This is a genomic window from Klebsiella sp. BIGb0138, from assembly GCF_004342285.1.
GTDB lineage: Bacteria > Pseudomonadota > Gammaproteobacteria > Enterobacterales > Enterobacteriaceae > Klebsiella.
On the sequence record NZ_SMCV01000011.1, the window covers coordinates 59716 to 84791 of the forward strand.

General features: G+C 56.9%; 26 protein-coding genes. 13 read left to right on the forward strand and 13 right to left on the reverse strand.

The window, feature by feature from the left end:
* Positions 1-33: 33 nt before the first annotated feature.
* The 3 genes from EDF73_RS21405 to EDF73_RS21415 all read right to left on the reverse strand — a co-directional run bounded on the left by EDF73_RS21405 (position 34) and on the right by EDF73_RS21415 (position 1308).
* The gene (locus EDF73_RS21405; RefSeq protein WP_132731184.1) at positions 34-315 is read right to left on the reverse strand and encodes a VF530 family protein; all 282 of its coding nucleotides are present in this window, start codon (positions 313-315) and stop codon (positions 34-36) included.
* 88 nt (positions 316-403) lie between these two features.
* The gene (locus tag EDF73_RS21410; RefSeq protein ID WP_132731066.1) at positions 404-838 is read right to left on the reverse strand and encodes a DUF2569 family protein; all 435 of its coding nucleotides are present in this window, start codon (positions 836-838) and stop codon (positions 404-406) included.
* 50 nt (positions 839-888) lie between these two features.
* Positions 889-1308: a hypothetical protein gene (locus EDF73_RS21415; RefSeq protein WP_132731067.1), complete on the reverse strand. Its 420-nt coding sequence runs from the start codon at positions 1306-1308 to the stop codon at positions 889-891.
* A gap of 437 nt (positions 1309-1745) precedes the next feature.
* Between EDF73_RS21415 and EDF73_RS21420 the strand changes: the two genes are divergently transcribed.
* From EDF73_RS21420 to EDF73_RS21435, 4 genes are read left to right on the forward strand one after another with little or no spacing between them, the layout of a single operon-like run.
* Positions 1746-2774 carry an isopenicillin N synthase family oxygenase gene (locus tag EDF73_RS21420; protein WP_132731068.1) on the forward strand — a complete coding sequence of 343 codons (1029 nt, stop codon included), beginning with the start codon at positions 1746-1748 and terminating at the stop codon, positions 2772-2774.
* Between the two features lie 23 nt (positions 2775-2797).
* A complete protein-coding gene (locus EDF73_RS21425; RefSeq protein WP_132731069.1) occupies positions 2798-3604 on the forward strand; it encodes a MetQ/NlpA family ABC transporter substrate-binding protein in 807 nt (268 codons plus the stop codon).
* Entirely contained in the window at positions 3601-4392 is a 792-nt protein-coding gene (locus tag EDF73_RS21430) for an ATP-binding cassette domain-containing protein (RefSeq protein WP_132731070.1), read from the forward strand. The genes EDF73_RS21425 and EDF73_RS21430 overlap by 4 nt, the downstream gene beginning before the upstream one ends.
* Positions 4389-5048 (forward strand): methionine ABC transporter permease, encoded by a 660-nt coding sequence (locus EDF73_RS21435; protein ID WP_165905770.1) that lies wholly within the window; start codon positions 4389-4391, stop codon positions 5046-5048. Before EDF73_RS21430 ends, EDF73_RS21435 begins: the two co-directional genes overlap by 4 nt.
* 47 nt (positions 5049-5095) lie before the next feature.
* Here the strand turns inward: EDF73_RS21435 and EDF73_RS21440 are convergent, their stop codons facing one another.
* Positions 5096-6151, reverse strand: a complete 1056-nt coding sequence (locus EDF73_RS21440; protein ID WP_132731072.1) for a nitronate monooxygenase — start codon at positions 6149-6151, stop codon at positions 5096-5098.
* Positions 6152-6243: 92 nt separating this feature from the next.
* On the opposite strand from EDF73_RS21440, the gene EDF73_RS21445 reads away from it, so the two are divergent.
* The gene (locus EDF73_RS21445) at positions 6244-7098 is read left to right on the forward strand and encodes a LysR family transcriptional regulator (RefSeq protein ID WP_132731073.1); all 855 of its coding nucleotides are present in this window, start codon (positions 6244-6246) and stop codon (positions 7096-7098) included.
* Here EDF73_RS21445 and EDF73_RS21450 read toward each other — a convergent pair.
* Positions 7095-8186 carry a YbfB/YjiJ family MFS transporter gene (locus EDF73_RS21450; RefSeq protein WP_132731185.1) on the reverse strand — a complete coding sequence of 364 codons (1092 nt, stop codon included), beginning with the start codon at positions 8184-8186 and terminating at the stop codon, positions 7095-7097. The two genes, EDF73_RS21445 and EDF73_RS21450, sit on opposite strands and share 4 nt — an antisense overlap.
* A 583-nt stretch (positions 8187-8769) precedes the next feature.
* Between EDF73_RS21450 and EDF73_RS21455 the strand changes: the two genes are divergently transcribed.
* The 3 genes from EDF73_RS21455 (at position 8770) to tam (ending at position 11429) form a co-directional block, all read left to right on the forward strand.
* Complete coding sequence (locus tag EDF73_RS21455; protein WP_132731074.1) at positions 8770-9960, forward strand: MFS transporter; 1191 nt, start codon at positions 8770-8772, stop codon at positions 9958-9960.
* 230 nt (positions 9961-10190) lie between these two features.
* The gene (locus tag EDF73_RS21460) at positions 10191-10481 is read left to right on the forward strand and encodes a hypothetical protein (RefSeq protein ID WP_132731075.1); all 291 of its coding nucleotides are present in this window, start codon (positions 10191-10193) and stop codon (positions 10479-10481) included.
* 186 nt (positions 10482-10667) lie between these two features.
* The gene (tam, locus tag EDF73_RS21465) at positions 10668-11429 is read left to right on the forward strand and encodes a trans-aconitate 2-methyltransferase (RefSeq protein WP_132731076.1); all 762 of its coding nucleotides are present in this window, start codon (positions 10668-10670) and stop codon (positions 11427-11429) included.
* A gap of 43 nt (positions 11430-11472) precedes the next feature.
* Here the strand turns inward: tam and EDF73_RS21470 are convergent, their stop codons facing one another.
* A complete protein-coding gene (locus EDF73_RS21470; protein ID WP_132731077.1) occupies positions 11473-12237 on the reverse strand; it encodes a DeoR/GlpR family DNA-binding transcription regulator in 765 nt (254 codons plus the stop codon).
* A 221-nt stretch (positions 12238-12458) separates the two neighbouring features.
* Between EDF73_RS21470 and otnK the strand changes: the two genes are divergently transcribed.
* The 5 genes from otnK (at position 12459) to denD (ending at position 17517) form a co-directional block, all read left to right on the forward strand.
* Positions 12459-13730: a 3-oxo-tetronate kinase gene (gene otnK / locus EDF73_RS21475; protein WP_132731078.1), complete on the forward strand. Its 1272-nt coding sequence runs from the start codon at positions 12459-12461 to the stop codon at positions 13728-13730.
* Positions 13727-14356, forward strand: coding sequence for an aldolase (locus tag EDF73_RS21480; protein WP_132731079.1), 630 nt, complete (start codon positions 13727-13729; stop codon positions 14354-14356). The genes otnK and EDF73_RS21480 overlap by 4 nt, the downstream gene beginning before the upstream one ends.
* The gene (gene otnI / locus EDF73_RS21485; protein WP_132731080.1) at positions 14353-15132 is read left to right on the forward strand and encodes a 2-oxo-tetronate isomerase; all 780 of its coding nucleotides are present in this window, start codon (positions 14353-14355) and stop codon (positions 15130-15132) included. Before EDF73_RS21480 ends, otnI begins: the two co-directional genes overlap by 4 nt.
* A gap of 65 nt (positions 15133-15197) precedes the next feature.
* A complete protein-coding gene (locus tag EDF73_RS21490; RefSeq protein ID WP_165905771.1) occupies positions 15198-16514 on the forward strand; it encodes an MFS transporter in 1317 nt (438 codons plus the stop codon).
* Positions 16515-16533: 19 nt separating this feature from the next.
* The gene (gene denD, locus EDF73_RS21495; protein WP_132731081.1) at positions 16534-17517 is read left to right on the forward strand and encodes a D-erythronate dehydrogenase; all 984 of its coding nucleotides are present in this window, start codon (positions 16534-16536) and stop codon (positions 17515-17517) included.
* A 264-nt stretch (positions 17518-17781) separates the two neighbouring features.
* Here the strand turns inward: denD and EDF73_RS21505 are convergent, their stop codons facing one another.
* The 7 genes from EDF73_RS21505 to sad form a co-directional block, all read right to left on the reverse strand.
* Positions 17782-18222 carry a GNAT family N-acetyltransferase gene (locus EDF73_RS21505; protein ID WP_132731083.1) on the reverse strand — a complete coding sequence of 147 codons (441 nt, stop codon included), beginning with the start codon at positions 18220-18222 and terminating at the stop codon, positions 17782-17784.
* 298 nt (positions 18223-18520) lie between these two features.
* Complete coding sequence (locus EDF73_RS21510) at positions 18521-19972, reverse strand: tagaturonate reductase (protein WP_132731084.1); 1452 nt, start codon at positions 19970-19972, stop codon at positions 18521-18523.
* 102 nt (positions 19973-20074) lie between these two features.
* Entirely contained in the window at positions 20075-20602 is a 528-nt protein-coding gene (locus tag EDF73_RS21515; protein WP_132731085.1) for a GNAT family N-acetyltransferase, read from the reverse strand.
* 81 nt (positions 20603-20683) lie between these two features.
* On the reverse strand, positions 20684-22105 hold the full coding sequence (locus EDF73_RS21520) for a GGDEF domain-containing protein (RefSeq protein ID WP_165905765.1): 1422 nt from the start codon (positions 22103-22105) through the stop codon (positions 20684-20686).
* A 112-nt stretch (positions 22106-22217) separates the two neighbouring features.
* On the reverse strand, positions 22218-22586 hold the full coding sequence (locus EDF73_RS21525; RefSeq protein WP_132731087.1) for a DUF4186 domain-containing protein: 369 nt from the start codon (positions 22584-22586) through the stop codon (positions 22218-22220).
* Complete coding sequence (gene glsB, locus EDF73_RS21530) at positions 22586-23512, reverse strand: glutaminase B (protein WP_132731088.1); 927 nt, start codon at positions 23510-23512, stop codon at positions 22586-22588. Before glsB ends, EDF73_RS21525 begins: the two co-directional genes overlap by 1 nt.
* A gap of 76 nt (positions 23513-23588) precedes the next feature.
* Positions 23589-24974: a succinate-semialdehyde dehydrogenase gene (sad, locus tag EDF73_RS21535; RefSeq protein ID WP_132731089.1), complete on the reverse strand. Its 1386-nt coding sequence runs from the start codon at positions 24972-24974 to the stop codon at positions 23589-23591.
* Positions 24975-25076 lie beyond the last annotated feature (102 nt).

A 25076-nucleotide genomic window follows, 5' to 3' on the forward strand; every position in this document is an offset into this window, starting at 1 on the left:
AGTCCTGGCGCGCGATCCCTGAGAGCATTCACGCTACTGTTGCTTATTGCGCCAGTTTGCCCATGGGCTATCGGCCTCAGTCTGCGACCCGCTGGCCGCGTCGTCATCAAGGGAGTCGACATACAGGGCTTCGACTTCCTTGCGCGCCCATGGCGTACGGCGCAGAAACTTGAGGCTCGACTTAATGCTCGGGTCGCTCTTAAAACAGTTAATCTTGATCCGTTTCGCCAGCCCGGCCCAGCCATACTTCGCCACCAGGGCGTTGAGCAACGCCTCAAGGGTGACGCCATGAAGAGGATCTTTTGAAGGCTGCATTGCCATGTTGAATCCTGAAATACCTGAGAAATTTCGCACACCATACTGACTCGCCCGGCCCGGCGCAAGACTAAAGACGAACGTCGGGCTACTCCTTGTAAAACACCCGCGCAATCCTTTTAGAGAACAGGAAATAAGGCACCCAGATGAAAAGGCCGACGCAGATTGAAAGCAGCAATCCGATCTCTTTGATCTCAGCCGCCATCCCGAGATAAAACCAGGAAAACAGGATAAGGCTGCCATTAAGCAGAAAACTCCAGCAGTAGTACGCGATCATGGCCCTCTTCGCGGCTTTCTTGTGGCTGAAAAAGCAAAATGTCGCGAAATAGAGCAGCCCGAGGTAAATAACGCCCCCGGTTAAGAGATAGCCGGCAAGCGGAATTGAAATGGGCTCGCCATTGAGGAGTTTGAATAAAAATAACCTGGCAATAGCGAACAGGTTGAAGGTGCCGGTGATGCAGGCAATGATCAGGCCGAGAGCCGGGAAATATAACCATCCGTTTATGTTGCTACTGGTATTCATTTATCATCCCTGTGGTTGAAAAATAATCCGCTGCGGGCGCTGCGGGTCTGTTATTTGACCTTAAACTTTCCTTGTTTCCATTGCCTGATGGTATTGGCTTTGGCTGCCGGACTCTGGATATAGCCAATGCCCCAGGAGCCCGCGCCGTATTGATAAATCTGATCTTTATAAGCGCTTTCCGCGGTGCCTTCGTGGGCATAGGGGGCGACGGTACGCTGAAAGGTGATGATGCCTTCATTAGTGCCGAAATCTGGCCAGTCGGTGATAAATTTCCTGATATCATCCGCCCCTTTTTTACAGGCGATAATCAACTCTTTATACGGAGTTTTCGAGCCCTCTTTAATTAAGGATTTGGTATTGTAATCACAGATATATTCGAGGTAGGCGTTCACCGCTTTATCATAATCCGTCTCAGCCAACGCCGGTGTACTAAAGGTCACGGCTAGCGCCAGCACTATTTTTTTATCCATCTGACAACTCCTTGTAAGTATTAAGCCGCAGAGGCCATGTCAGGAGCTATGTCGGCTGCGGTCGTCACCGCCCGCGGCTACCGTTGCGGACCACCCGGCACATCGTCGGGCGACAATAGCTTAGATGAGAATGATTTTAATTTCTATTTATCCATCCCTGTGTTTTGCCATTTATTTTGCCCGGACTTCGCGTTTGCCCCAGGTTAAGCCATAACCTGCCCCCCCCCCCTTGCCCTGCTCGTCTATATCCGAAAATCGCAAAAGCACAGAACCTGCCGCGGTCATAAATTATAAAAGAACGTTATTGGTTGAGAATTTTCCATTCAGGCAAGCTGGGTTTAACCACCTGACTGAGGAAATCACCATGCGCTGTTGTTGTCCCCGAACCCTGAACCTGAATCAACGATATCACCTGAACGCCGTCTTCGGAGAACACAATGAACGCAACCACTTTGCCTATTCTCGATCTAGCCCGCTACGCAGATCCCGCTGAGAAAGCCGCCTTCCTCGCCGACCTGCGCCATGCCGCCCGGGACATCGGCTTCTTCTATCTGATTAATCACGGTGTCGACGACGCATTACAAGATGCTGTCCAGCTGCAATCCCGCCGCTTTTTTGCCCTTTCTGAGCAGCAAAAACAGCCGGTGGCGATGATCCACTCTCCACATTTTCGCGGCTACAACCGGGCCGCATCGGAGCTGACCCGCGGGCAACCCGACTGGCGCGAACAGTTCGATATCGGCGCCGAGCGCCCGGCCCTGCTGCTGGACGACGACGCGCCGCGCTGGCAGCGTCTGCAGGGACCCAACTTATGGCCGGAAGCATTGCCCGCGCTGAAGCCCACTCTGCTGAGCTGGCAGCGCGCCATGACGCAGGTCGGCATCACCTTATTACGCGCCTTTGCCGAAGCGCTGCAGCTGCCCCGGGACGCCTTTGATAACCTGTATGGCAATAAACCCAATGAGCATATCAAACTGATCCGCTACCCCGGTCAGCAGGAGACGCAGAGCAGCCAGGGCGTCGGCGCGCATAAAGACTCCGGCTTTCTCAGCTTCTTGCTCCAGGATGAGCAAAAAGGGCTGCAGGTTGAAGTGGCCCCGGATCGCTGGATCGACGCCACCCCGCTGGCCGGCAGCTTTGTGGTCAATATTGGCGAGCTGCTTGAGCTGGCGACCAACGGTTACCTGCGGGCCACGGTACACCGCGTGATCTCCCCGCCGGCGAATCAAGAGCGACTCTCTATTGCCTTTTTCCTCGGGGCGCAGCTCGATGCCACCGTGCCGGTCTACACCCTGCCGCCTGACCTCGCGCGAGAAGCGCTCGGGCCGGATAGCGACCCGCAAAATCCGCTGCTGCGTGAAGTGGGCTGGAATTACCTGAAAGGCCGTTTACGCTCGCACCCGGATGTCGCCGAACGTTACTACCAGGACCTGTTTCGCGAACGCGCTGAACAACCGACCGTTTAACCATAAAAATAAAGGAAAACATCATGAAAAATGCCGCTTTTAAACTGGCAGGGGTCGCACTGTCTCTTTCTCTGGCATGGACGTCCGCGCAGGCTGCCGCATTACGCGTTGCCGCTGACCCGGTTCCCCATGCGGAAATCCTCAATTACATCAAAAAAATCGATCCGGGCCTCGATCTGAAAGTGGTGGAACTGACCAGCGGGGTCAACGCCAATGAGCTGCTGGCCAACGGCGACGTTGACGCCAACTATTTCCAGCATGTTCCCTATCTGAAAGATCAAGAGAAGGCGCTGGGCAAAACCTTTACCGTTGCCGCGACGGTGCATATCGAACCGCTGGGCATCTATTCGCGTAAGCACAAGGACTTTGCCTCGCTGCCGGAAAACGCCACCGTCGCGGTGCCGAATAACACCACCAACCTGAGCCGCGCGCTGTTTCTGTTGCAAAGCCAGGGGCTGATCAAGCTGGATGCTAAATTCACCGACCCGGCCACCACCCTGGCGACGCCCAAAGATATCGTGGAAAACCCGAAACATCTGAAGATTCTCGAAATTGAGTCACCGCAGATCCCGCGCTCGCTCGATGATGTCGACCTGGCGGTGATCAACGGCAACTATGCGCTGGAAGCGGGCTTAACGCCGGCAAAAGATGCCCTCGGCCTGGAGAGCGCCAGCAACAACCCGTACGCCAATATTCTGGTCACCAACCCGTCGCTGGCCGACGATCCGCGAATCAAGCAGCTGGCGAAAGACCTGACCTCGCCGCAGGTGGCGGATTTTATTCGTCAGCACTATAACGGCTCGGTGATACCGGTTGCCCCGCAGTCATGATTGAGGTGATCGGGCTGAGTAAAACCTATGCCGGAACGGGCCGACCGGCGCTGAACGATGTCTCCCTGCATGTGCCGAAAGGCGCCATTTACGGCATCCTTGGGCGCAGCGGCGCGGGAAAAAGTACGCTGATACGCTGTCTGAATTTACTGGAGCGGCCCACGGCGGGCCGCATTATTGTGAACGGGAATGATATTACCCGGATGGATAAATCCGCGCTGCGCGACTACCGGCTGCGTACCGGGATGATCTTTCAGCATTTTAACCTGCTGCATGCGCGCAGCGTCGCCGACAACGTTGCGGTGCCGCTGGAGATTGCCGGAGTGGCAAAAAGCGCGCGTCGGCAGCGGGTGGCGGAGCTGCTCGAACTGGTGGGGCTTGGCGATAAAGCGCAGGCGTTCCCCTCCCAGCTTTCCGGCGGGCAAAAGCAGCGCGTCGGCATTGCCCGGGCGCTGGCGGCAAAACCGGAGGTGCTGCTGTGCGACGAAGCAACCAGCGCGCTGGACCCCGAGACCACCGCCTCGGTGCTGGCGCTGCTCGCCGATATTAACCAGCGTCTGAACCTGACGATTGTGTTGATCACCCATGAGCTCGAGGTGGTCAAAACCCTGTGTGACCACGCCGCGCTGCTGGAGAATGGCGAAATCGTTGAAAGCGGAAGAATCGCCGATCTGCTGGTGGCGCCGTGGTCCAGGCTGCGCCAGTCGCTGCTGCACGATCCGCAAACGGAACGTGATTTTCTCGCCCGTCACGGTTTTCACCGGAGGCCATTATGTACAGTCGCATGAGCTGGGACGATCTTTGGCCGCTGTTGGCAGGTGGCACGCTGGACACGATGTATATGGTTGGCCTGGCGGCGTTATTTACCGTGTTGCTGGGGCTACCGACCGGCGTGGTGCTGTTTATTTCCCGCAAAAACGGCCTGGCGCCGATGCCGAAACTCAACGCCCTGCTGGGGGGCGTGATTAACTTTGGCCGCTCGCTGCCGTTTATTGTCCTGCTTATTGCCCTGATCCCGTTTACCCGTTTGATCATCGGCACGACGCTCGGCAGTACCGCAGCGGTAGTGCCGATCACCATCGGCGCCTTCCCTTTTTTCGCCCGGCTAACGGAAAATGCGCTCGACGAAGTGGATTACGGGCGTATTGAAGCGATCCTCTCGATGGGCGGCAATATCTGGCATGTGATCTTTAAATCCCTGCTGCCGGAGGCGCTACCGACGCTGCTGGCCGGCGTTACCCTGACCATCGTCATGCTGATTGGCTTTTCCTCGATGGCGGGGGTTATCGGCGGCGGCGGTCTGGGCGACCTGGCGATTCGCTACGGCTATCAGCGCTTTAACAACGAAGTCATGGTCGGCACGGTGCTGATCCTGGTGGCGCTGGTGCAAGGCGTACAGATGATCGGCGACCGGCTGGTACGGCGACTGGCCCACCGGCGTTAATCCCTGAGGACCGGCGGCATGGCGACATCCCGTCGGTCTTCTGCCGTTTAAAACCCGCATTCATCGACGAATCTTTGTATCAGTTCCGCCGCGGGAAGCTCACGGACCGCGCCGACGCCCTGTCCTGCCCAGTGGGCGCCAAAACGATAATCCCCCTGCGCTTTTGCCGCCGCGGCCAGCGCTTTACCGATATCATACGCCACCGGATAGTCCGGAGGCCGACAGGCGGGGTTGCGTCGCCCGATCTCGCAGAAGGCATTATCGACGCAGCGCGCCGGGCGGCCGGAAATCGCCGCGGTCATCACGGTTTGCGGATCGCGAGCGCAGGTCAGCGCCTGACGATATCCGGCATCGGTAGCCGATTCCGGGCAGAGCAGGAACGCTGTCCCCAGCTGTGCCCCCGCCGCGCCGCACCGCATGACGCGACTAATCCCTGCGCCATCCATAATGCCGCCCGCGGCAACAACCGGCAGCGACACGACGCGCTGCAGCGCCTGAACCAGGGTTGCGGTACTCATCTGCCGATCGTCGGCCTGCGGATCGAAGATCCCGCGATGGCCGCCGGCCTCATAACCTTGCGCGATGATGATATCGATCCCCTGCGCGGCTATCTGCTGCGCCTCAGTCACGCAGGTGGCGCTGGCCATCGTTACCACCCCCCGCTCGCGCAGACGACGAATAAAGGTCTTATCGGCCACGCCGAAATGAAAACTGACCACCGCTGGCTTCAGGTCAAGCAGCAGGTCTGCCATCTGCGGATTGGCGGAAAAAGGCGGATAGATTTCCGCGAGCTCTTCCGGCGGCTCGCGGCCAAAACGGGCGAAAAGCGGACGCAGCGCGGCTATCCACTGCGCTTCGCGGTCGGAGTCCCTCTGCGCCGGCGCATGGCAAAACAGGTTGACGTTGAAGGGCTGCGCCGTCAGACGACGGGTGTTGTCGATCAACGTTTCCGCCTGAGCCACCGATGACGCCCCTAACCCCAGCGAGCCTAAGGCCCCGGCATTGCTCACTGCCGCTGCCAGTGCGGGGGTGGCGACGCCGGCCATCGGCGCCTGGATAATGGGATAAGCGATGTCGAGTCGCTGCGTAAGGCTACGGGTCATGCAAAACCTGCTTAAATTTGTGATACCCAGGGCTTAACATCTCTTTTTGAGATGTTAAGATCAATATTATTCCCATATGTAGAAGAAAAAATATGAACCACACCACATTGCTGATCTTTCAAAGGGTGGCGCAGGAGCAAAGTATCACCCGGGCGGCGAAGGCGCTGGGCCGGGCGCAATCCAACATCACCACCCGCATCCAGCAGCTGGAAGAAGAACTCGACGTCGAGCTCTTCGTCCGCGGCAATAAAAAAATGGTGCTCTCCGCTGCCGGCAGGCAGTTCCTCGACTATGCAACCCGCATTCTGAGCCTCGGCGAAGAGGCCAGACAGGCGCTGCACCCGACGACGCCCGGCGGCAACCTGCGGCTGGGGGCGATGGAGGCCACCGCGGCCAGTCGGCTTATTCCGCTGCTGGCGCAGTTTCGCGAAGCGTGCCCGGCGGTGGCGCTGACATTGCAAACCCTGCCCACGCAGCAGTTAACCGAACGCGTTCAGAACGCCGCCCTCGATTGCGCGCTGGTGTGCCTGCCGGTTGTCGCTGGCGAGCCCGCCTGCCCCACGGATATCGAATACCTCGGCGTTTTTGCCGAACAGCTGATGCTGGTGACCCCCGCAGATCGGCCCGCCTGCAGGCTCGCGGCTTTTCCCATCGGCTGTACCTACCGGGCGCGGGGGGAGGCGTTTTTTGCCAACCAGCCGATTGACGTCCAGGATGTCGGCTCGTACCACGCGATGGTCGCCTGCATCGCTTCCGGCGGCTATGCCGGTATCCTGCCGCAAAGCGTCATTGACATTATGACCCTGCCGGAAAATAGCCACACCCGACCGATCGGCCAGGCGTTGACGCAGCTGATCTGGCGACGGGGATATACATCACCGGCGCTCAGTGAACTGCGTCAGCTGCTGGCGACGGCCTCGAATCTGTCATCGGCTGGCCCGCTTTAGCGCCCTGTTCTGAGCCTCACCAGCCCGGCAGCCAACAGCAGCGCCAGCGCGGCGGCCGCCAGCGAAGAATTAAATGACCCCGTGAGGTTATACAGCGTCCCGGCGACCAGCGGCCCGATGATTTGTCCAATGCCGTAAATGGCGGTCATCGCGGCGATCATATTGAATTTCACCAGATGATTGAGCCTCCTCGCTGCCGGGAGCGCAATGGTGACGGTGCCCATAAAGGTAAAACCGACCAGAATGGCGCTCAGTAAACAAAAGAGTAAGGAGTGGCTCCATGCCGGAAGGATCACGCCGATCGCCTGTACCACCAGGTTAGCGGTAAAGGCCCGACGGTAGCCGAATCTGGCTACCAGTTTGTGCCAGATAAAGCACGATGGCACCGCCGCGAGGCCAAAAAGCGCCCAGATTTGTACCGGGTCGATATGCGCCAGCGAAGCCGATAAAAACAGCGGCAGGTAGGTCGCCGTAATGATGTAACCAAACCCGGAGAAGCCGTACACCATTAACAGACGCCAGGCATCGCCGGGGCGGCCTTCCTCGGCCGCAGGGGGCGTTTGCGCCTGCGACGGCCAGACGATGGCTTCCTGCGCCGGCGTCAACAGCAGGCGCAGCACGCCTAAAAACAGAACCGCGCCGCTGCAGGCGCACAGGAGCCAGATTTGCGGGCTGGTCAGCGCCCAGGCCTTAGCGAGGGAGATAACCTCAGCGGAGAGAAATATCCCCATCCCCACCCCGGAATAGAGCACCGGCGCGCCATGATGGTGTTTCATGTGCTGGAGCAGCCACAGCGAGGCGGCAATCAGCGTTACGGCGCTGAGCATCCCGGCGATACCACGGACCATGACGATCGCCAGCGGCGAAGTTACCCAGGCCAGTAGCGCCAGGCATAGCAGCGTTAACAATACCGAAATAAGATTTAAGCGCGTACTGTCGGCCGGCCTGGCTTTCGCCAGCAGGAGTGCCCCCAGCAGGTAGCCCGCGTAGTTGACCGACGCCGCCAGGTTGCCCTGGTGCAGGGATAGCACCTGTTCATTGAGCATCAGCGGGAGAATGCCGGTATAGGCAAAACGGCCATATCCCATGCCAATAATCAGCACGACTGAGCCAGCTAACGCCAGCAAAAAAGCCCGCCGTTCTGGCCGGTGTTCGGTTGCCTTCACTCAGTACCTCGCCTTAAAATCTCAAAAAGAGAATAATTTATATATTTAATTCTCTTTTTATTATTATCAGGAATCGACAGACAAGCAAGCGACGCCGATCGCGCGCTGCGGGTCTGCCCTCTGACGAGAAAGCTAAGCGCAGCCGGACGAAGATGCTTCGTCAGGGAACGAAATATGGCGGCGACGGGCGGATATCTCAGCGGCTCTCAGCCCCCCGGGAGGGCTGGCGGCGACACCGAACAGCCCTTTGACATCCCAGCCGCCGGTTGCCCGTGTCGTGGCAGGCCGGGAGTCAAAGGCCCGGCGCGGGCGAAACAGGAGCTGGATACCCCGCCAGCATAGATAGGCCGCACCGCACCACAGGCTGACGTACACAGATTCGTCTTACCCTGACGCTAATTTTGGTGGGTTTGGCTAAAACGGCGAGAAAATGCATCCTGGACTCGTCCATACGGCCGGGTCTGCGGTATGCTGATCGCTCCTTCGTTTTAAATACCATGACGTTATGAGCACTTCAGTCAGCCATACTCAGCTTAATCTGCGCATTATTTCGATCGTCGTTTTTACCTGTATCTGCTATCTGTCCATCGGCCTGCCGCTGGCCGTTTTACCCGGCTATATCCATTATCAGCTGGGATACAGTACGTTTATTGCCGGCGTCGTCATCAGCCTGCAGTATATCTCGACGTTGGTCAGCCGCCCGCACGCGGGGCGCTATACGGATATCTGGGGGCCGAAAAAGGTCGTCAGCCTCGGGATCGTCTGCTGTCTGCTGAGCGGTCTGTTTACCCTTGTCGCCGTCCTCCTGCAGTCTGTGCCGCTGCTGGCGATTAGCGCGTTGCTGATCGGACGTATTTTTCTCGGCGTCGGCGAAAGCTTTACCGCTACCGGAGCCACCCTGTGGGGGATTAAGACCGTCGGCGCCATCCATACCTCGCGGGTGATCTCATGGAACGGGGTCGCAACCTACGTCGCCATGGCGGTCGGCGCCCCGCTGGGGGTCCTGCTGAATAGTTATTTTGGCATTAGCGGTTTTGCCGCCGTGGTGGTGGCGGTCGCCGCCATCGGCCTGCTCTTTGCCCGCACGCGTCAGGATGTCAGCGTGGTCGCCGGGGTCAGAGCCCCGTTTCATGCGGTGGTGCGTAAGATCTGGCCGTACGGTCTCGGTCTCGCGCTGGGTACCGTAGGATTTGGGGTCATCGCGACGTTTATTACCCTCTACTTTTCCGCGCACGGCTGGCAGGGCGCGGCATTCACGCTCTCGCTGTTCAGCGTCGGTTTTATCTGCATTCGTCTGGTGTTAGGCAACGTGATTACCCGCTATGGCGGCATCGCTGTCTCTTTGGTGTGCTTCGCCGTGGAGTGCCTGGGGCTGGTGATTATCTGGCTGGCCCCTTCCGCCTGGGTTGCCGGTCTCGGCGCGTTTTTGACCGGGGCCGGTTTTTCGCTGGTGTTCCCGGCGCTGGGCGTTGAAGCGGTCAGGCAGGTTGAAGAACAAAATCAGGGTACCGCGCTCGGTACCTATTCGGCGTTTCTTGATTTAGCCCTTGGACTAACCGGCCCCGTTGCCGGCTGGGTCGCCGGTTATTACGATCTGGACACCCTTTATCTGCTGGCGGCTGCGGTTGTCGTTGCGGCATTTATCTTGATTTTGCGTGTTTACCTGCAACAACGCGCCAGTTTACCTCATGGCTAAAGCGTGCTTTCCGGTAGCCACGGGGTGCCGGAAAGCGGTAAAAAACTAATCAATAATTGACTGTGATTCGGCATCCATGCCAACATCCTTGTTACGTCTGGTAACAGACGTACTGGCAGGACGGGTGAAATAACAGAGATCGGATGACAAAAGATCCAGGCCCGTCACGTCGCCCAATCCGAGTCACCGGCCTGGCCGGTGAGTTCCTGAGTCTGGCGGGAAATAGACAAATGCATCAAAGTTTTAATCAGCGCGTTCATTTCTACTACTGCATTTTAGTCGCGCTGAAAATACATGGAAAATCCGAAAAAGCAGGCGGCATCAGAGGAAAGAATAACTTTCTGCTGAAATGGCTACGCCGCGCCCAGGATAACAATATTTTCCACCCGGATATCACCAGCGAAATTGAATGGCTGCGCGGTAAAATTATTCAGGCCGGATATGATACCGATCTGGAGCCAATGCTTGATTTCGTCTACGCCACGGCCAGCCGCGCCGAAGCCCTCAAAAACAGCGACTAAGCGGCCAGGGAAGGCGGATTGCCCGGCTCCGCCACCATCAGCCGATTTTGCGCCCCGCACCGCGCTGTATACGTGACGTTGTCACGAAAAGAGAGCAAAAAAATAGCCGGACCAGACAAAAAACATTTTACCTGCCGGCATTGCCATCTATGCTGATGAACGAGTTTATTTCATCCGGAGTCATCTATGGCAGACTGGAATCCCTCGTTATATCTGCAGTTTGGCGCAGAACGTACGCGCCCCGCCGCTGAATTAGTCGCCCGAATCGCGCATCACCCGGTAAAGCTGGCCATCGATCTGGGCTGTGGGCCTGGCAACAGCACCGCTCTCCTGCACCAGGCCTGGCCGGAGGCGACGATCGTTGGCGTCGATAACTCCCCGGCCATGCTGGAGGACGCTGCGCGCACATTACCGTCCTGCCGCTTCGTCGCCGCCGATATCCGGGCGTATCAGCCCGAGCGCCCGGCCGATCTGATCTATGCCAATGCCTCGCTGCAATGGCTGACGGACCATCAAACGCTGTTCCCGCACCTCGTCAGCCTGCTGACGGACAGCGGGGTGCTGGCGGTACAGATGCCGGATAACTGGCAGGAGCCGTCGCATACGTTGATGCGCCAGGTTGCGCAGGAGCAGGGCTACCCGGAAAGCGGGCGTCATCCGCTGCCCGGCGTGCAGGAATATTACGATATCCTGACCCGCAGCGGCTGTGAGGTTGATATCTGGCGTACCACCTATTACCACCCTTTAGCCTCGCATCAGGCCATTATCGACTGGCTGCAATCCACCGGGCTCCGCCCGTTCCTGCAAGCGCTTGATGATACGCAGCGGGAGGCCTTTCTGGAACGCTATCTGGCGCTATTACAGCAACACTATCCGTTACAGTGTAACGGAAAGGTGCTGCTTCTGTTTCCACGCCTGTTTATTGTCGCACGTCGCCTGCCGCGGTGAACCGCGTTGATTCCCCGGTGTTCAGTGCCGGGGAAGCGCCGGCCTACGGGGCTAGCTCAACCGCCACCTTCAGGTCGGCAAGCTGCGCGACAGCGCCGCTTAGCCCAACGTCGCTGATAATAAGGTCGAGCTCGCTTAGAGGCAGTACGAGAAAATTGGCCATTTTGCCATATTTCGATGAATCACTGAGCAAAATACATTTCTCACTAACCCTTGCAACTGACTGTTTAACAATGGCTTTATCTTCATTCGGCGTAGATAGTCCACGCAGATTCCACGATGAGGCGGAAATAAACGCAACGTCGATAAACAGATTTTCCAGCATGACGGCGGTCAAATGCCCGACGGTGGACTGATTTTCACGACAAAGCCTGCCGCCGGTATGAATCAGCTCCCCCTGACCCTGCTCAATCATCAGATTGGCGATCGCAAAGTCATTAGTTACGATCAGCAAATCCTTGCGGTCGACTAATTTTCGGGCGAGCGCCAGCGTCGTGGTGCCGGCATCGAGGTAGATCGTGCTGTTCTGCGGAATGTGGCTCATGGCGGCCAGGCCAATCGCTTCTTTTTCCTGAGGAAACATCAGGGTCTTATCCCGATGAGAAGGTTCATTCAGCAGCCGTGTTCTTTGCGGCAACGCAACGCCGCCGGAGACGCTGGCTAAGGCATTGAGCTGCTCCAGCCGCTGAATATCCCGGCGGATGGTCATGTGCGATACGCCCAGCGCATCAACCAGCTCCCCGACGCTGACAACGCCTTTATCCTTAATTATCCCGAGTATTTTTTCTTGTCTTTCCAGAGGCAGCATCTTTCTCTCCTGGCATCAACTAACTGCTCACTTTTTCACATTTTATCACACCGCTTTGTCCTGTCCATCCGCCTGGTAGCGTCGGGAATGTGAATATTAGGTAATTAATGTTATTTTATGTGATTTAACTCTCTTTTTTTCCCCTTCCATTCAAGGATATTAACATTTAACACCACAAAATATCGAAAATTAACACTCATAGCCCATATCGAGGATTGTTTATGAAAGCAGGCATCATTGCCGATGACTTTACCGGCGCAACGGATATCGCCAGTTTTCTGGCGAATAACGGGATCGAGACCCGCCTCTTCAGCGGCGTTCCCGACGAAGACTATGCCGGTGAGGCAAAAGCATTGGTTATTAGCCTAAAATCACGCGCTGCCCCGGCGGAAGAAGCCGTTAGCCTGTCGCTTAACGCCCTGCAATGGTTACAGCGCCAGCGTTGCGACCGCTTTTACTTCAAGTACTGTTCCACCTTCGATAGTACCGCACAAGGTAATATCGGGCCCGTGACGGATGCCCTGCTGGCGGCATTAAATTGCGCCGTGACGGTGATTTCACCGGCGCTGCCGGTAAACGGTCGGACGGTATATCAAGGACATTTGTTCGTCGGGGATCGCCTGCTGCAAGAGTCTGGCATGCGCAATCATCCGGTCAACCCGATGCAGGATAGCGATCTGCGTCGTCTGATGGAGCGGCAAGCCGAGGGGAAATGTGCGCTTATCAGCGCGCAGCTGCTCGAGGAAGGGCCCGCGCGGCTGACCCGACGCATTGCGGAACTCTCCGCCGCGGGTTATCGCTACGTCGTTCTTGATGCCCTCACCGATGCGCATCTTGACCTGCAGGGGCGCGCCCTGCGGGAAATGAAATTCGTGACCGGCGGATCGGGTCTGGCGGCGGGACTGGCTAAAGCCTGGTCTGAGGATACGGCTATCCATTCGCCTCCTTTTACGGTCGTCCCCGATGCTGCCAATACCGTGATTCTTTCAGGATCGTGCTCCGAGCAAACCCAGCAGCAGGTAGCACATTACGTAAAAACAGGCCCGTCGATGGCCATTGACGTTGCGGGATTACTGGAAAAAGAAGCGGATTTGGCCGACTACGTTGCGACGATTATCGCCTGGCGGCAGGCCCTGCCGCCAACATCCCTGGCCCCCCTGATTTATGCCACTACGTCGGTCGGGGCGTTGCAAGAGATCCAGAGGCAATACGGCGCGGAAACCAGCCGCGTAATGATCGAAAAGCTGTTCGCGATGCTGGCCCGGCGTCTTGCTGAAGCGGGTGTCACCTACTTTATCGTGGCGGGGGGCGAAACCTCCGGCGCCGTGACGGAGTCACTCCATATTCGTTGTTTTCATATCGGTAAGGCCGTCTCTCCTGGCGTGCCGTGGATCAAAGCCGATGACCGTCAGCTCTATTTGTTACTGAAATCAGGCAATTTTGGCGATCCTGCATTTTTTTCCCGCGCCCAGCAGCCAGAGGCTACGTTATGACAGAATCTTTACTGCGCGACCAGATGGTCGCTATCGCCCGCTCTTTTTTTCAGCGCGGCTATGCCACCGGGTCGGCGGGAAATCTTTCCGTGTTGCTGGATGACGGAACCATTCTGGCCACCCCGACCGGTTCCTGTCTGGGGGACCTCAGCCCTGAAACGTTATCGCATGTGAACATGGATGGCGTGCTGCTGTCCGGCGATAAGCCCTCGAAAGAAGTCGGATTCCATTTGATGCTTTACCGCAATAACCCACAGTGTCGCGCGGTCGTTCATCTCCATTGCCACTACCTCACCGCGATTTCCTGTCTGCAGGGCGTCGATCCGGGAAATACGCTGCCGGCGTGTACGCCCTACGTCGTCATGCGGGTCGGCGAGGTGCCGTTAGCGCCCTATTTTCGTCCGGGCGATCCGGAAATTGGCCACTGGCTTGCCCATCGCGCAATGAAACATAAGGCGTTTTTACTGGCCAACCATGGCCCGGTGGTCACGGGCTCTTCACTTCGCGATGCCGCAGATAATCTCGAAGAAATGGAGGCCTCTGCGCGCTTATTTTTCACCTTGCGGAACAGCGCGGTGAACTATCTGGATGATGAACAAATTGCCGTTTTAAGAGGAATGTCATGATGAAACTCGCCGCAAATTTATCCATGCTCTTTACCGAATGCCCCTTGCCCGAGCGGTTTACTCTGGCCGCCAGGGCCGGATTTTCGGCCGTTGAAGTCTGGTTTCCGTATGAATACCCGGCGGAAATGATTGCCGCTGAACTGAACAAAAATCATCTGCAACTGGTGGGCATTAACACGCCTGCGGGTGATATCTCACGCGGGGAATGGGGCTTGTCCGCCCTGCCAGGTCGGGAAAAAGAGGCGCGCAAAGCCATTGATTTGGCCCTGAGCTATGCCAGACATCTCAACTGCCCGGCGGTCCACGTCATGGCCGGCGTCACCCACGGTCTGGATAAATCGCAATGCGATAATACGTTTATTGACAACGTCAGGTATGCGGCAGAGAACGCGCAAGAGAGCGGAATAACCATTCTGCTTGAAGGCCTGGCACCGGCCACCCGTCCAGGTTATTTATTCTCCAGCCAATATCAAGCCGTGGAATATCTCAGACGCACAGGAATGAATAACGTTCGCCTGCAGTTCGATGTTTTTCACGCCCAGCAGGTCGATGGTAACCTCACTCATTTAATTAAAGAATTGAAAGAATATATCGGCCACGTGCAAATTGCCTCGGTGCCGGAGCGCCATGAACCCATCGATGGCGAGGTGGATTACGCATGGATTTTCTCAATACTGGAAAAAGTAAATTACACGGGCTATGTCGCCGCCGAATATAGTCCGCGAGGCACGACATCAGCCGGTTTAGCATGGGCGCAGCGGTGGCTGAATAACTAAAAATTAGCTTTTTTAATTATACCCCGATGAGGAAATCACTCCTTCATCATTCTGGAGATAGAACTATGTCCAATCACTCAACCCTGAGTCTGGAGACGCCTGCTCGTTCATTAAACGAGGAGTTTATCTGGAGAAAAGTCGTCAGACGTACGCTTCCGTTATTAATGATCTGCTATATCCTCGCCTATCTTGATCGGGTGAACGTCAGCATTGCTAAGCTACAGATGTCGAGCGACCTTTCTTTCTCCGATACGGTATACGGCATTGGCGCGGGCATCTTCTTTGTGGGATTTTTCTTTTTTGAAGTTCCCAGCAATATGATCCTCCACCGTTTTGGCGCTCGGCGTCTTCTGGGCGGGCTGTTGATTTCATGGGCGCTCATCGCACCGCTCACCGCATTCGTAACGACACCCTTTGAATTTTATACCGTCCGCTTTTTCTTAGGTGTCGCCGAATCCGGTTTTTATCCCGGCGTTATTTTATATCTCTCCTTCTGGTTTCCAAGCTATCGCCGAGGACGGATGTTTGCCCTCTTTGCCACCGCGGTACCGCTATCGGGAATTTTAGGCGCGCCGTTATCGGGTTGGATCATGGGACATTTTCACGAGTACGGTGGACTGGCCGGGTGGAAATGGCTTTATATCATTGAAGGGGTACCTTCGTTTCTGGTTGGTATTCTGGTTATTTTCTTACTGACCGACCGTATAGCGCAGGCGAAATGGTTAACCGCCGATGAAAAAGCGCTTCTGGAAGCAAGGATCCATTCCGATGGTAACGTTAAAAACGCCGATCACAGCGGGATGCGGGCCGTTATTTCAAATCCCAAAGTGTGGCTATTAACATTTATCTATTTTTGTTTAATCGCAGGATTTTATACCGTCAGTTTCTGGATGCCGACGCTCATTCATAATGCGGGAGAAGGTGATGTGCTGAAAGTGGGGTTATTAACGGCCATTCCGTACGCGGCGGCAATTTTTACCATGATAATCGTTTCCCGCAGTGCGGATAAGCGCCGGGAACGGCGCTGGCACCTGTCGCTCATTGCGATAATGAGCGGCACCGGAATGATTATTGCCGCGCTGTTCAGCCATGATTTAGTCATCGCGATGATCGGTCTGACGATTGGCGCGGCCGGTGGGCTGAGTACCCTCCCCCTTTTCTGGAGCCTGCCGACGGCATTCCTTGGCGGCGCATCGGCGGCGGTCGGTATCGCGATTATCAACTCATTCGGTAACCTTGCTGGCTTTGTCGCCCCCTGGGTGATGGGGCTTTTAACCGATATGACGCACTCAACGCTGACCGGGACGTTAATAATTTCGGCAACGTTATTTATTGGTGCCGCCGCGATATTTCGTATACCAGGCCGCATGGTTAACCACTAATCACATTGAGAATGAATATATGAATAAGAAGCTTACTATTGTTGTCACCGGCGCCGCGGGATTTCTGGGAAGTCTGCTGGTAAAAGCGCTCCTGCAGCGGGAAACGTTGGCAGATAATCACGGCATCCAGCGGGAAATTGGCCGGCTCATCGCCTTTGACAGGTGCGCGCTGGAAGGCATCGACGATAGCCGTCTGGAAGTTGTGACCGGTGATATCAGCGACAGCAGCAGGTTAAAATCAGTCCTGCCCGCCGCGGTGGATAGCGTTTTTCACCTGGCCGCTATTGTTTCGGGTCAGGCTGAGCAGGAGTTCGACACCGGTATGCAAATCAACGTCGATGCCTTCCGCCAGCTGCTTGAGCAGCTTCGCCAGCTTAACCGTCCTGTCAAGCTGGTCACGACCAGCTCAGTAGCGGTATTTGGTGGAAACCTTCCCGCGAAGGTCAGCGACCGGGAGGTCTGGATGCCGCAAAGTTCGTACGGTACGCAAAAGGCGATCTGCGACCTGCTCCTCGCCGACTATACCCGCCGCGGCTGGGTCAACGGCAGAAGCCTGAGGATGCCGACCATCGTTGTGCGGCCGGGGCGGCCGAACAAGGCGGCGTCAAGCTTCGCCAGCGGGATCATTCGCGAACCCATTAACGGGGAGCATGCCATTTGTCCGGTTACGCGGGATACCCTCCTGTGGCTACTCTCGCCGCGAAAAGCAATTGAAGCGCTCATCCATGGGCACGATATTGAAGACTCGCGCTTCACAGCAGGTCGGGTGATAAATCTTGCCGGTTTGTCGGTCACGGTTGAACAGATGGTGACGGCGCTGGCTCAGGTTGTTGGCCCCGACGCCGGGAAACATATCGAGTTTGCCCCGGACGCGACCATTGAGCGAATTGTTAACTCCTGGCCTGGTGACTTCGATACGCGCTATGCGCACGAGCTAGGATTTACCGCCAATGAAGACTTTACCGGGATGATTGAGGAGTATCTTGCCGATTACGCATCCTGATCTCCGGCCGCGCGAAACAGGTCATCCCCGCATAGATGCGGGGATTGCCCGCCCCGCTGGCGAGAGCCGAAAAGCCAGCGGGACCTGCGGCACCGGCTCTACAAGGAAAGAGAGTGTACGAGGGAAAGATCCCACGCGGTGGCCAGCAGCGAAAGAAACATAATCAGGTTAATGGCCGTCTCGATACGTTTTTCCATTTTGCTTCTCCTGAGTCGTTTGCCGCGGATAGTCTGGCACTACTCAACACCGTCCGCCGTGAACGGTTTAAAACATCACGCGATAACGCACGTAGTCATCCGCGGGGGTAAATTCGTCATATAAGCGCCGGGCCGGGTTGCCCGCTCGCGTATGCCAGTAAAGACGAGACCATCCCTGTTGTTTCGCCTCCGTCTGCAGCGCCTGCATCAGTCGCCTGGCAATACCCTGGCCGCGCATCTGTGGGTCGACGAACAGATCTTCCAGATAGCATACGGGAGTCTTGACCCACGTTCCTTCATGGAGCACACAAATGGCAAACCCCACCACCCGCTCCCCAGCAACGGCCACCCGTGCGAAAACCGGGGATGCGCTATCCAGTAAACGCTGCCAGGTGTATTCGGTCACATCTTCCGGCTGCGGGCAGTCATAAAAAGAGGTGTAGCCTTGCCACAGCGTTAGCCACTGCGCTTTGTCCTGCGCATGGATATCACGAATATCAATGACCATTGATTTTCCTCTCTTTACCCCGGATCCTGCAGGGAACTCCGGCACGGGTTTCGATCTCGCCATTCTGTCGATGGTGATACATGAGATAAACCATTATTTTCCTGTCAGAAAATTTCTTCAAGCGATGCGAACATAATTTACCCTTATTGGTCTTTATCTGTCGTCGCCGCGTTGCCTCTGGCAGACGACCTGGCGCTGGCGTTGCAGACCGGCGCGGTCTATTGTAGGGTGAAGCTTATGTATGTTGTAACTATAATTAGGTAATAAATAACCCGGCAGTGGCCGGGTTACATTTCAATCAACACAGCGGCTTAACGGCGGCACGCATCCCGTTTTGCAGGATCGCTTGCAGATCGCGGGCTGTCAGTTCAACAAGGCCAGCCACCTGCGTCAGGTCCTGTCCCCAATGGGACTCAACCGCCAGCACCGCTGTCACCAGTTCACGGGTGCTCAGCTGCCCGTCACGATGCTGTGCCCACAGCGCCTGATAACGCGTCATCCATTCGGCATCATCCTGCACCGGATAGCTCTCCCCGTCACGCTCTGCGCGATAGAACGCAATCAGCGCCGCCAGCGCAAAGGTCAGGCGTGGCGGTAGTTTACCACCTTTCTCCTGCCCTGCCAGCAGCTGCGGCAGAATACGGGTCCGGTATTTGGTCATGCCGTTTAGCGCGATGGATAGCAGTTGATGTTTGATATACGGATTGCGAAAACGGCCGGTCACCGCCCGGGCAAACGATTCCAGCTCCTCGTGCGGGAGATCGAGTACCGGAATGATCTCTTGATAGATGGCCTTCTCCACGAATGAACAGATCTCCGCGTCATTCATGGCTTCACCCACGGTATCCAGCCCCGCCAGGAAGGCAACCGGCACCAGCGCCGTATGCGCGCCGTTAAGAATGGCGACCTTGCGCTCTTTATACGGTTTAATATCGTCAACAATCAGGACGTTGAGCGGTAATTTATCCAGCCGAAGTTCAGCGGCCAGCGATTTCGGCCCCTGAATAACGAACAGATAGAAATGCTCAGCGGTGGCGAGGAAAGCATCTTTGTAACCCAGCCGGGCTTCGATTGCCCCGGCTTCATCCCGGGGATAACCGGTCACAATCCGATCCACCAGCGTGGAACAGAAGGCATTAGCCTCACCCAGCCAGCGGATAAACGCCGCCGGTAGCGCCCACTCGTGCGCATAGCGCAGCACCAGCTCGCGCAGCGCCTCGCCATTATAGTCGATGAGTTCACAGGGAATAATCAGCCAGCCCTTATCCAGCGCGCCGCCGAAAAACGTGTAGCGCTCATACAACAAACGGGTCAGTTTTGCCGGGTAGCTGACCGCCGGCGCATCGTCAAAACGATCGCCCGCGTGGTAGCTGATACCCGCTTCGGTGGTGTTGGAAAACACAAAGCGGATGTCCGGGTTATGGGACAGCCGCAGAAATTCGTCGTACTCCGCATAAACGCTGATTTCCCGGTTAACGGAGCGAATCAAACGCGCGTCGCTGACCGCCTCGCCCTGCTCGTTAAGGCCACGAATAATGGTGGTATATAGCCCATCCTGAGTGCTGAGAGACGGCGGGAAGGCGCTGTCAATCGGACGAACAATCACCACGCCGGCGTTCAGGTCGGTATGCTCATTCAGCAGATCAAGCTGCCAGTCGACAAACGCCCGAAGAAAGTTGCCTTCACCAAACTGAATGATACGTTCAGGGTACTGCGCGCCGGGAAAATCACGACGATTTAATGTGTTCACAATAGGTTCCCTCTTAGAGTCGTCATACAACCTGATTAATTGGTGTAATAACTTATCAGCTTTTCTAAGAGTAAAACCGTGTTTTGATCAAACCTGCTGCGGTTACTGCAGGAACTTATAGAACAGTGAGGTGGCGGTCATCGTGCCGTCCGGCATGAGGGCGTAGCGCGGGATTTCTCCGGCTTTCTCCCAGCCGCACTGGACATAGAAGCGCTCCGCGCCGCTGCCGGTAGCCGTGTCCAGCACCAGAACCGACTTGCCCTGTTCGCGGGCAATCTGTTCCAGGTAGCTCATCAGGGCATTGGCCAGCCCCTGACGCCGGGCATTTTGGTGAACCAAAAGTTTGGCCACGTCAGCACGATGCGGTTGATTTTCCGGCTGATCGATAACCAGCTGGACGGTACCGACAATCTGCTGCTCATTTTCCGCGACCAGCACCAGGCGCTCTCCGGCGGCCACGCTCGCGGCCGTTCGCTGCCAGAAGGCAGTCGCCGTCCCGGGGGAAAATGGCTGCATAAAGCTGACCGACGCGCCGCCGTTGACGCAGCTGGTCAGAATATCGCTGAGTTGGCAAAGGTTTGCGAGAATATCGTCACGCGACAGCGTGCGCAGAGAAATGGATGTGGTCATGGGTCGCTCCCTGAAATTGACCACATCACTATCTTTTTAACTTATATTTAACACAAGCAGAATAGCCATCGTATTTTCTTATTACCGCGCGCCGTCCTGAGCCGGCGTACAAATACGATTGCGCCCCGCCTGTTTGGCGCTAATAAGATAATCGTCGGCGGCCATCAGCAGTTGATTAAAGAGTTCGGTGATCCGTCCGCTCCCTACCTGACGACACTCCAGTCCCATACTGACGGTCAGCTTAATCTGCTGTTGCCCCCAGATAAAGGTTTGCGCCTCTACGCCCTGACGGATCTTCTCCGCCAGCTGCTGCCCTTCCTGCGGCGTAGCGCTGAGGGTAGCGACAGCGAACTCTTCTCCGCCGATACGCGCCACCATTCCCTGCTCGCCGGCCAACAGCCGCACCTGCTGCGCGAACTGGGCCAATACGCAATCCCCGCACTCGTGGCCCCAGCTATCGTTAACGCGTTTAAAGCCGTCGATATCCAGCACCATCACCGTCAACAGCTGCGCGGGCGACACCGGCTGGCGTTTCAGCGCCTCGCTCAATCCGGAGCGCGAATAGACCCGCGTCTGGAAATCAAAATCGGCCCGCAGCGCCAGCTGTTTCACCAGATTATTAATCGCTTCGACGCTGGAGGCGACAATCACCGGGCTAATCAACATGGCGGCAATGCCGAGACGCGTTGAAAACAGCTGCCATGGCTGCATTCGCGCATCGGGCGAGAGATGTATCAGCGAGTTTGCCACCAGCAGAATTTCGCTGATCCCGGTCATAAAGGTCAGCAGACAGGTCAGCGGCAGCGGATAACGAATCGCGCACCAGATAAGCGCCGGTAGCGGAAAGGTGATACTCCCGGCCCCGCCAACGGCCACCCCAAGAATAATCGACAGCACCAGGGCGATAACCGGCAGAAGCTGGCTGAGACGAAAGCCGCAAAGCGCCGAGGGAATGGTCAGCGTTAATATAAACGGCAGGATCAGCACGGCGGTGGAGAACTGCTCGCTAAACCAGTCCGCCAGCTGCGGAATAAAGGTCGCCCGTTCAACGTCCACCGAGCCCAGCGCCCCCACGGCAGCGCACAGCAACGCCGCCAGCAGGCAGTAGCAGAATAAATTCAGCGCATTGATCGGCCCCGGCATCGAATCCGTGCGCCGCTTATCCCACAGCACCAGCTGCGCCAAAGTCACGATGAAGACGATATTCGAGAAGTTGATCAGCAGCGAGGCGAAGCCCATTCCCCAGCGCGACGTTAAGCCGTCATAGACCAGCATCGCGGCAAAACAGGTGGCATAAAAATAACTGCGATTAAGCCAGACATAGCGGGCGAAAATCCCGGCCATCACGGCGTTAAGCGGCCAGAAGAATGACAGCTCCTGCACCAGACGCAGCATGGCGCCGAAGAAATGGAGCAGTAAAGTTAAGGTGAATAACACCAGTGCATCACGCACGGGGTGTTCCTCACGAAACAGCGTGAATAACCGAATCGACAGTGAAGACATTCAGTAATTATCCGTCTAATTGTTTCAGGCAATTATTATGTTAATAATTAGTTAGCGGATTATCATAGCATGAGAATAATTATCAGGCATCCCCATGCCTGATAATTGCGCATTAATGACGAGGCGGTGAATTCATCTGCGCGACCAGCCAGCGGTGGATCACCTGCACCACATACTCCTGCTCTTCGGCGCTCAGCTCGCGCCCTGGCGCAATCGCGTGCCACTTCGCCAGACAGCCGCGGCAGCAGGTGGCGGTGGCATGCTGAGCGATAAACACCGGATGCCCGCGCATCGGGGTCTGTTTGCCATCGTTGGCAATCTGTGCCGGCGCCAGCCGACGGGCAATAAAATCGGCCGCATGCTGGTCAATGATCTCTGGCCCTTTCTCCATACAGTACTGCCGCTCTTTGGTCCCAAGGTGGAAACGGGAACGAAAGGTCGAGCGCTGCAGGCGGGCAAATAAACTGTCCATCGGCACCATCAGAACACCGACCTCCCCAACCGCTGGGTGAGTTTTTCCAGCACCGCCGTTCCCGCCAGCGAGTTACCCGCCTCATCCAACTCCGGGCTCCACACGGCGATGGCCATTTCCTGTGGCACGATCGCGACGATCCCCCCGCCAACGCCGGATTTGGCCGGCAGCCCGACGCGCCAGGCAAACTCGCCAGCGTTCTGGTACATCCCGCTGGTCATCATCAGGGCGTTGACCTGCCGCGACTGCATTGGCGCGATCACCGGCTTAGCGAGATGCGCAGCGACCCCGCGGTCGGCGAGAAACAGAAAGGTCCGCGCCAGCTCGACGCAGTTCATCTCCAGCGAACAGTAGTGGAAATAGTTTTGCAGCACCGTCGCCACGTCATTATCAAAGTTGCCGAACGATTTCATCAGCCAGGCGATGGCGGCATTGCGGGCCGAATGCTCAAACTCCGAACGCGCCACCAGCGGATCGTAAGCGATATCGGGGACGCCGCTCAGCCGGCGGACAATCTCCAGCATTCTCTGCCTCGGTGCGCTCAGTCGACTTTGCAACATGTCGCAAACGACCAGCGCCCCGGCGTTAATAAACGGATTTCGCGGTTTACCCTGCTCGATTTCCAGCTGCAATAAGGAGTTAAACGGCTGTCCGGAGGGATCTTTCCCTACACGCTGCCAGATCTCATCTTCCTGATAGTGGTTCATCGCCACCACCAGACTGAGCACTTTAGAGATAGATTGAATAGAGAAGCGTTCGTGGGCGTCGCCGGCGCAATAGTGCTGCCCCTCTACCGTACAAATCGCCACGCCAAGTTTATTGCCGCTAACGCCGGCCAGCGCCGGAATATAATCCGCCACTTTACCGCGCCCAATCAGCGGCCTGATGTCTGCCAGAATCGTCTCCAGCATCGTATTATTGATGACCGTCGCCACACCCGGATCCTTGCTCAGTCAAATTCGGGCTGCGAGTATAGCAGAGCGCGGCGACGGTCGTCAGGCGCTACGTCAGTTAGCGGCGGTCTTTCCATACGGTCTGCACGTTACAGAATTCATGCAGGCCAAAGTGTGACAGTTCACGACCAAAGCCGCTCTTCTTCACCCCGCCGAAGGCGACGCGCGCGTCGCTGGCGCTATAACCGTTGATAAACACGCCACCGCACTCGAGTTCGCGCGAGAAACGCTCCGCTTCATCGACATCGGTGGTAAACACGGTCGCCGACAGGCCGAATTCGCTGTCGTTAGCCAGCGCCAGGGCGTGGGACGCATCGCGGGCTACGGTAATGGTCGCCACCGGGCCAAACAGCTCCTGGCGGAATCCGGTCATCTCCGGCGTGACGTTGCCCAGCACCGTTGGCGCATAGTAGTTTCCCGCCCCGGCGATTTTCTCCGCTCCGAGCAGCAGAGTCGCCCCTTCCGCCAGCGTCGCCGTCACCTGCTGATGCAGCTCATCACGCAGATCGAAGCGCGCCATCGGCCCGAGGTAGTTGACCTCATCGCGCGGGTCGCCCATCTTCAGCGCTTCAACCGCGGCGACAAACCGGGTGCTGAAGGCATCGGCAATCCCGGCCTCGACGATAAAACGCTTCGCTGCCGCGCAAACCTGCCCGGTATTCTGATAGCGGCCGATAACCGCCGCTTTCACCGCTTCATCAAGATCGGCGTCGTTAAGAACGATAAACGGATCGGACCCGCCCAGCTCAAGGACGCATTTTTTCAGCGCGGCCCCGGCCTGCGCGCCAATCGCCTTACCGGCGCGCACGCTGCCGGTGACTGTCACCGCGGCAATACGCGGATCGTTAATCGTCTGCGAGACGCCGTCGTTGCTGGCATTCACCCAGCCGAACACGCCGGCTGGCAGCCCGGCCTGAGCGAAGATCTCGCCAATCAGCGCCGCGCACCCCAGCACGTTTGGCGCATGTTTCAGCAGGTAGCTGTTCCCCGCCAGCAGAATCGGCACCGCGCCGCGCAGCACCTGCCACAGCGGGAAATTCCACGGCATAATGGCGAGGATCGGCCCCAGCGGACGATACTCAATTACCGCATTGTTGTTTTCTACCAGGGTGGCTTCGCTCGCCAGCATGGCCGGACCGTGTTCGGCATACCAGTCACAGAGATTGGCCGATTTGCTGACTTCACCGCGCGCCTGAGCGATCGGTTTCCCCATTTCAAGGCTGATCATTTGCGCCATCTCTTCCGCACGGGCGCGTAGCGCACACCCGACCTGGCGTAAGGCGTCAGCGCGTGCGGCGACGCTCACCGCGCGCCACTGGCGGTAGCCTTGTTCAGCAAGGGCAATCGCCGCATCGACCTGTTGTTCGCTAGCCCACGGCAGAGACGACACCTTTTCTCCCGTGGCCGGGTTGACGGAAACCGCGTGAGTTGCAGATAAATTCATCGTTTTGCTCTCTCTGTTGATTGCGAATTAACCTCATTCTGGCTTACCCTTCCATTCATTGAAAATGAATAATATTAAGCAACCTATTCACAAAAGAAGAAA

Coding starts and splice junctions, on each gene's coding strand:
- EDF73_RS21525 (WP_132731087.1), bottom strand. CDS start 22,586: ATGGTGCCGATGGACAGTTTATTTGCCCGCCTGCAGCGCTCGACCTTT.
- EDF73_RS21515 (WP_132731085.1), bottom strand. CDS start 20,602: ATGACCACATCCATTTCTCTGCGCACGCTGTCGCGTGACGATATTCTC.
- EDF73_RS21410 (WP_132731066.1), bottom strand. CDS start 838: ATGAATACCAGTAGCAACATAAACGGATGGTTATATTTCCCGGCTCTC.
- EDF73_RS21480 (WP_132731079.1), top strand. CDS start 13,727: ATGACAGAATCTTTACTGCGCGACCAGATGGTCGCTATCGCCCGCTCT.
- EDF73_RS21505 (WP_132731083.1), bottom strand. CDS start 18,222: ATGGTCATTGATATTCGTGATATCCATGCGCAGGACAAAGCGCAGTGG.
- EDF73_RS21405 (WP_132731184.1), bottom strand. CDS start 315: ATGCAGCCTTCAAAAGATCCTCTTCATGGCGTCACCCTTGAGGCGTTG.
- EDF73_RS21420 (WP_132731068.1), top strand. CDS start 1,746: ATGAACGCAACCACTTTGCCTATTCTCGATCTAGCCCGCTACGCAGAT.
- EDF73_RS21450 (WP_132731185.1), bottom strand. CDS start 8,186: ATGGGATATGGCCGTTTTGCCTATACCGGCATTCTCCCGCTGATGCTC.
- tam (WP_132731076.1), top strand. CDS start 10,668: ATGGCAGACTGGAATCCCTCGTTATATCTGCAGTTTGGCGCAGAACGT.
- otnI (WP_132731080.1), top strand. CDS start 14,353: ATGATGAAACTCGCCGCAAATTTATCCATGCTCTTTACCGAATGCCCC.
- EDF73_RS21445 (WP_132731073.1), top strand. CDS start 6,244: ATGAACCACACCACATTGCTGATCTTTCAAAGGGTGGCGCAGGAGCAA.
- sad (WP_132731089.1), bottom strand. CDS start 24,974: ATGAATTTATCTGCAACTCACGCGGTTTCCGTCAACCCGGCCACGGGA.
- EDF73_RS21415 (WP_132731067.1), bottom strand. CDS start 1,308: ATGGATAAAAAAATAGTGCTGGCGCTAGCCGTGACCTTTAGTACACCG.
- EDF73_RS21460 (WP_132731075.1), top strand. CDS start 10,191: ATGCATCAAAGTTTTAATCAGCGCGTTCATTTCTACTACTGCATTTTA.
- EDF73_RS21520 (WP_165905765.1), bottom strand. CDS start 22,105: ATGTCTTCACTGTCGATTCGGTTATTCACGCTGTTTCGTGAGGAACAC.
- otnK (WP_132731078.1), top strand. CDS start 12,459: ATGAAAGCAGGCATCATTGCCGATGACTTTACCGGCGCAACGGATATC.
- denD (WP_132731081.1), top strand. CDS start 16,534: ATGAATAAGAAGCTTACTATTGTTGTCACCGGCGCCGCGGGATTTCTG.
- EDF73_RS21470 (WP_132731077.1), bottom strand. CDS start 12,237: ATGCTGCCTCTGGAAAGACAAGAAAAAATACTCGGGATAATTAAGGAT.
- EDF73_RS21430 (WP_132731070.1), top strand. CDS start 3,601: ATGATTGAGGTGATCGGGCTGAGTAAAACCTATGCCGGAACGGGCCGA.
- EDF73_RS21490 (WP_165905771.1), top strand. CDS start 15,198: ATGTCCAATCACTCAACCCTGAGTCTGGAGACGCCTGCTCGTTCATTA.
- EDF73_RS21455 (WP_132731074.1), top strand. CDS start 8,770: ATGAGCACTTCAGTCAGCCATACTCAGCTTAATCTGCGCATTATTTCG.
- EDF73_RS21435 (WP_165905770.1), top strand. CDS start 4,389: ATGAGCTGGGACGATCTTTGGCCGCTGTTGGCAGGTGGCACGCTGGAC.
- EDF73_RS21425 (WP_132731069.1), top strand. CDS start 2,798: ATGAAAAATGCCGCTTTTAAACTGGCAGGGGTCGCACTGTCTCTTTCT.
- EDF73_RS21440 (WP_132731072.1), bottom strand. CDS start 6,151: ATGACCCGTAGCCTTACGCAGCGACTCGACATCGCTTATCCCATTATC.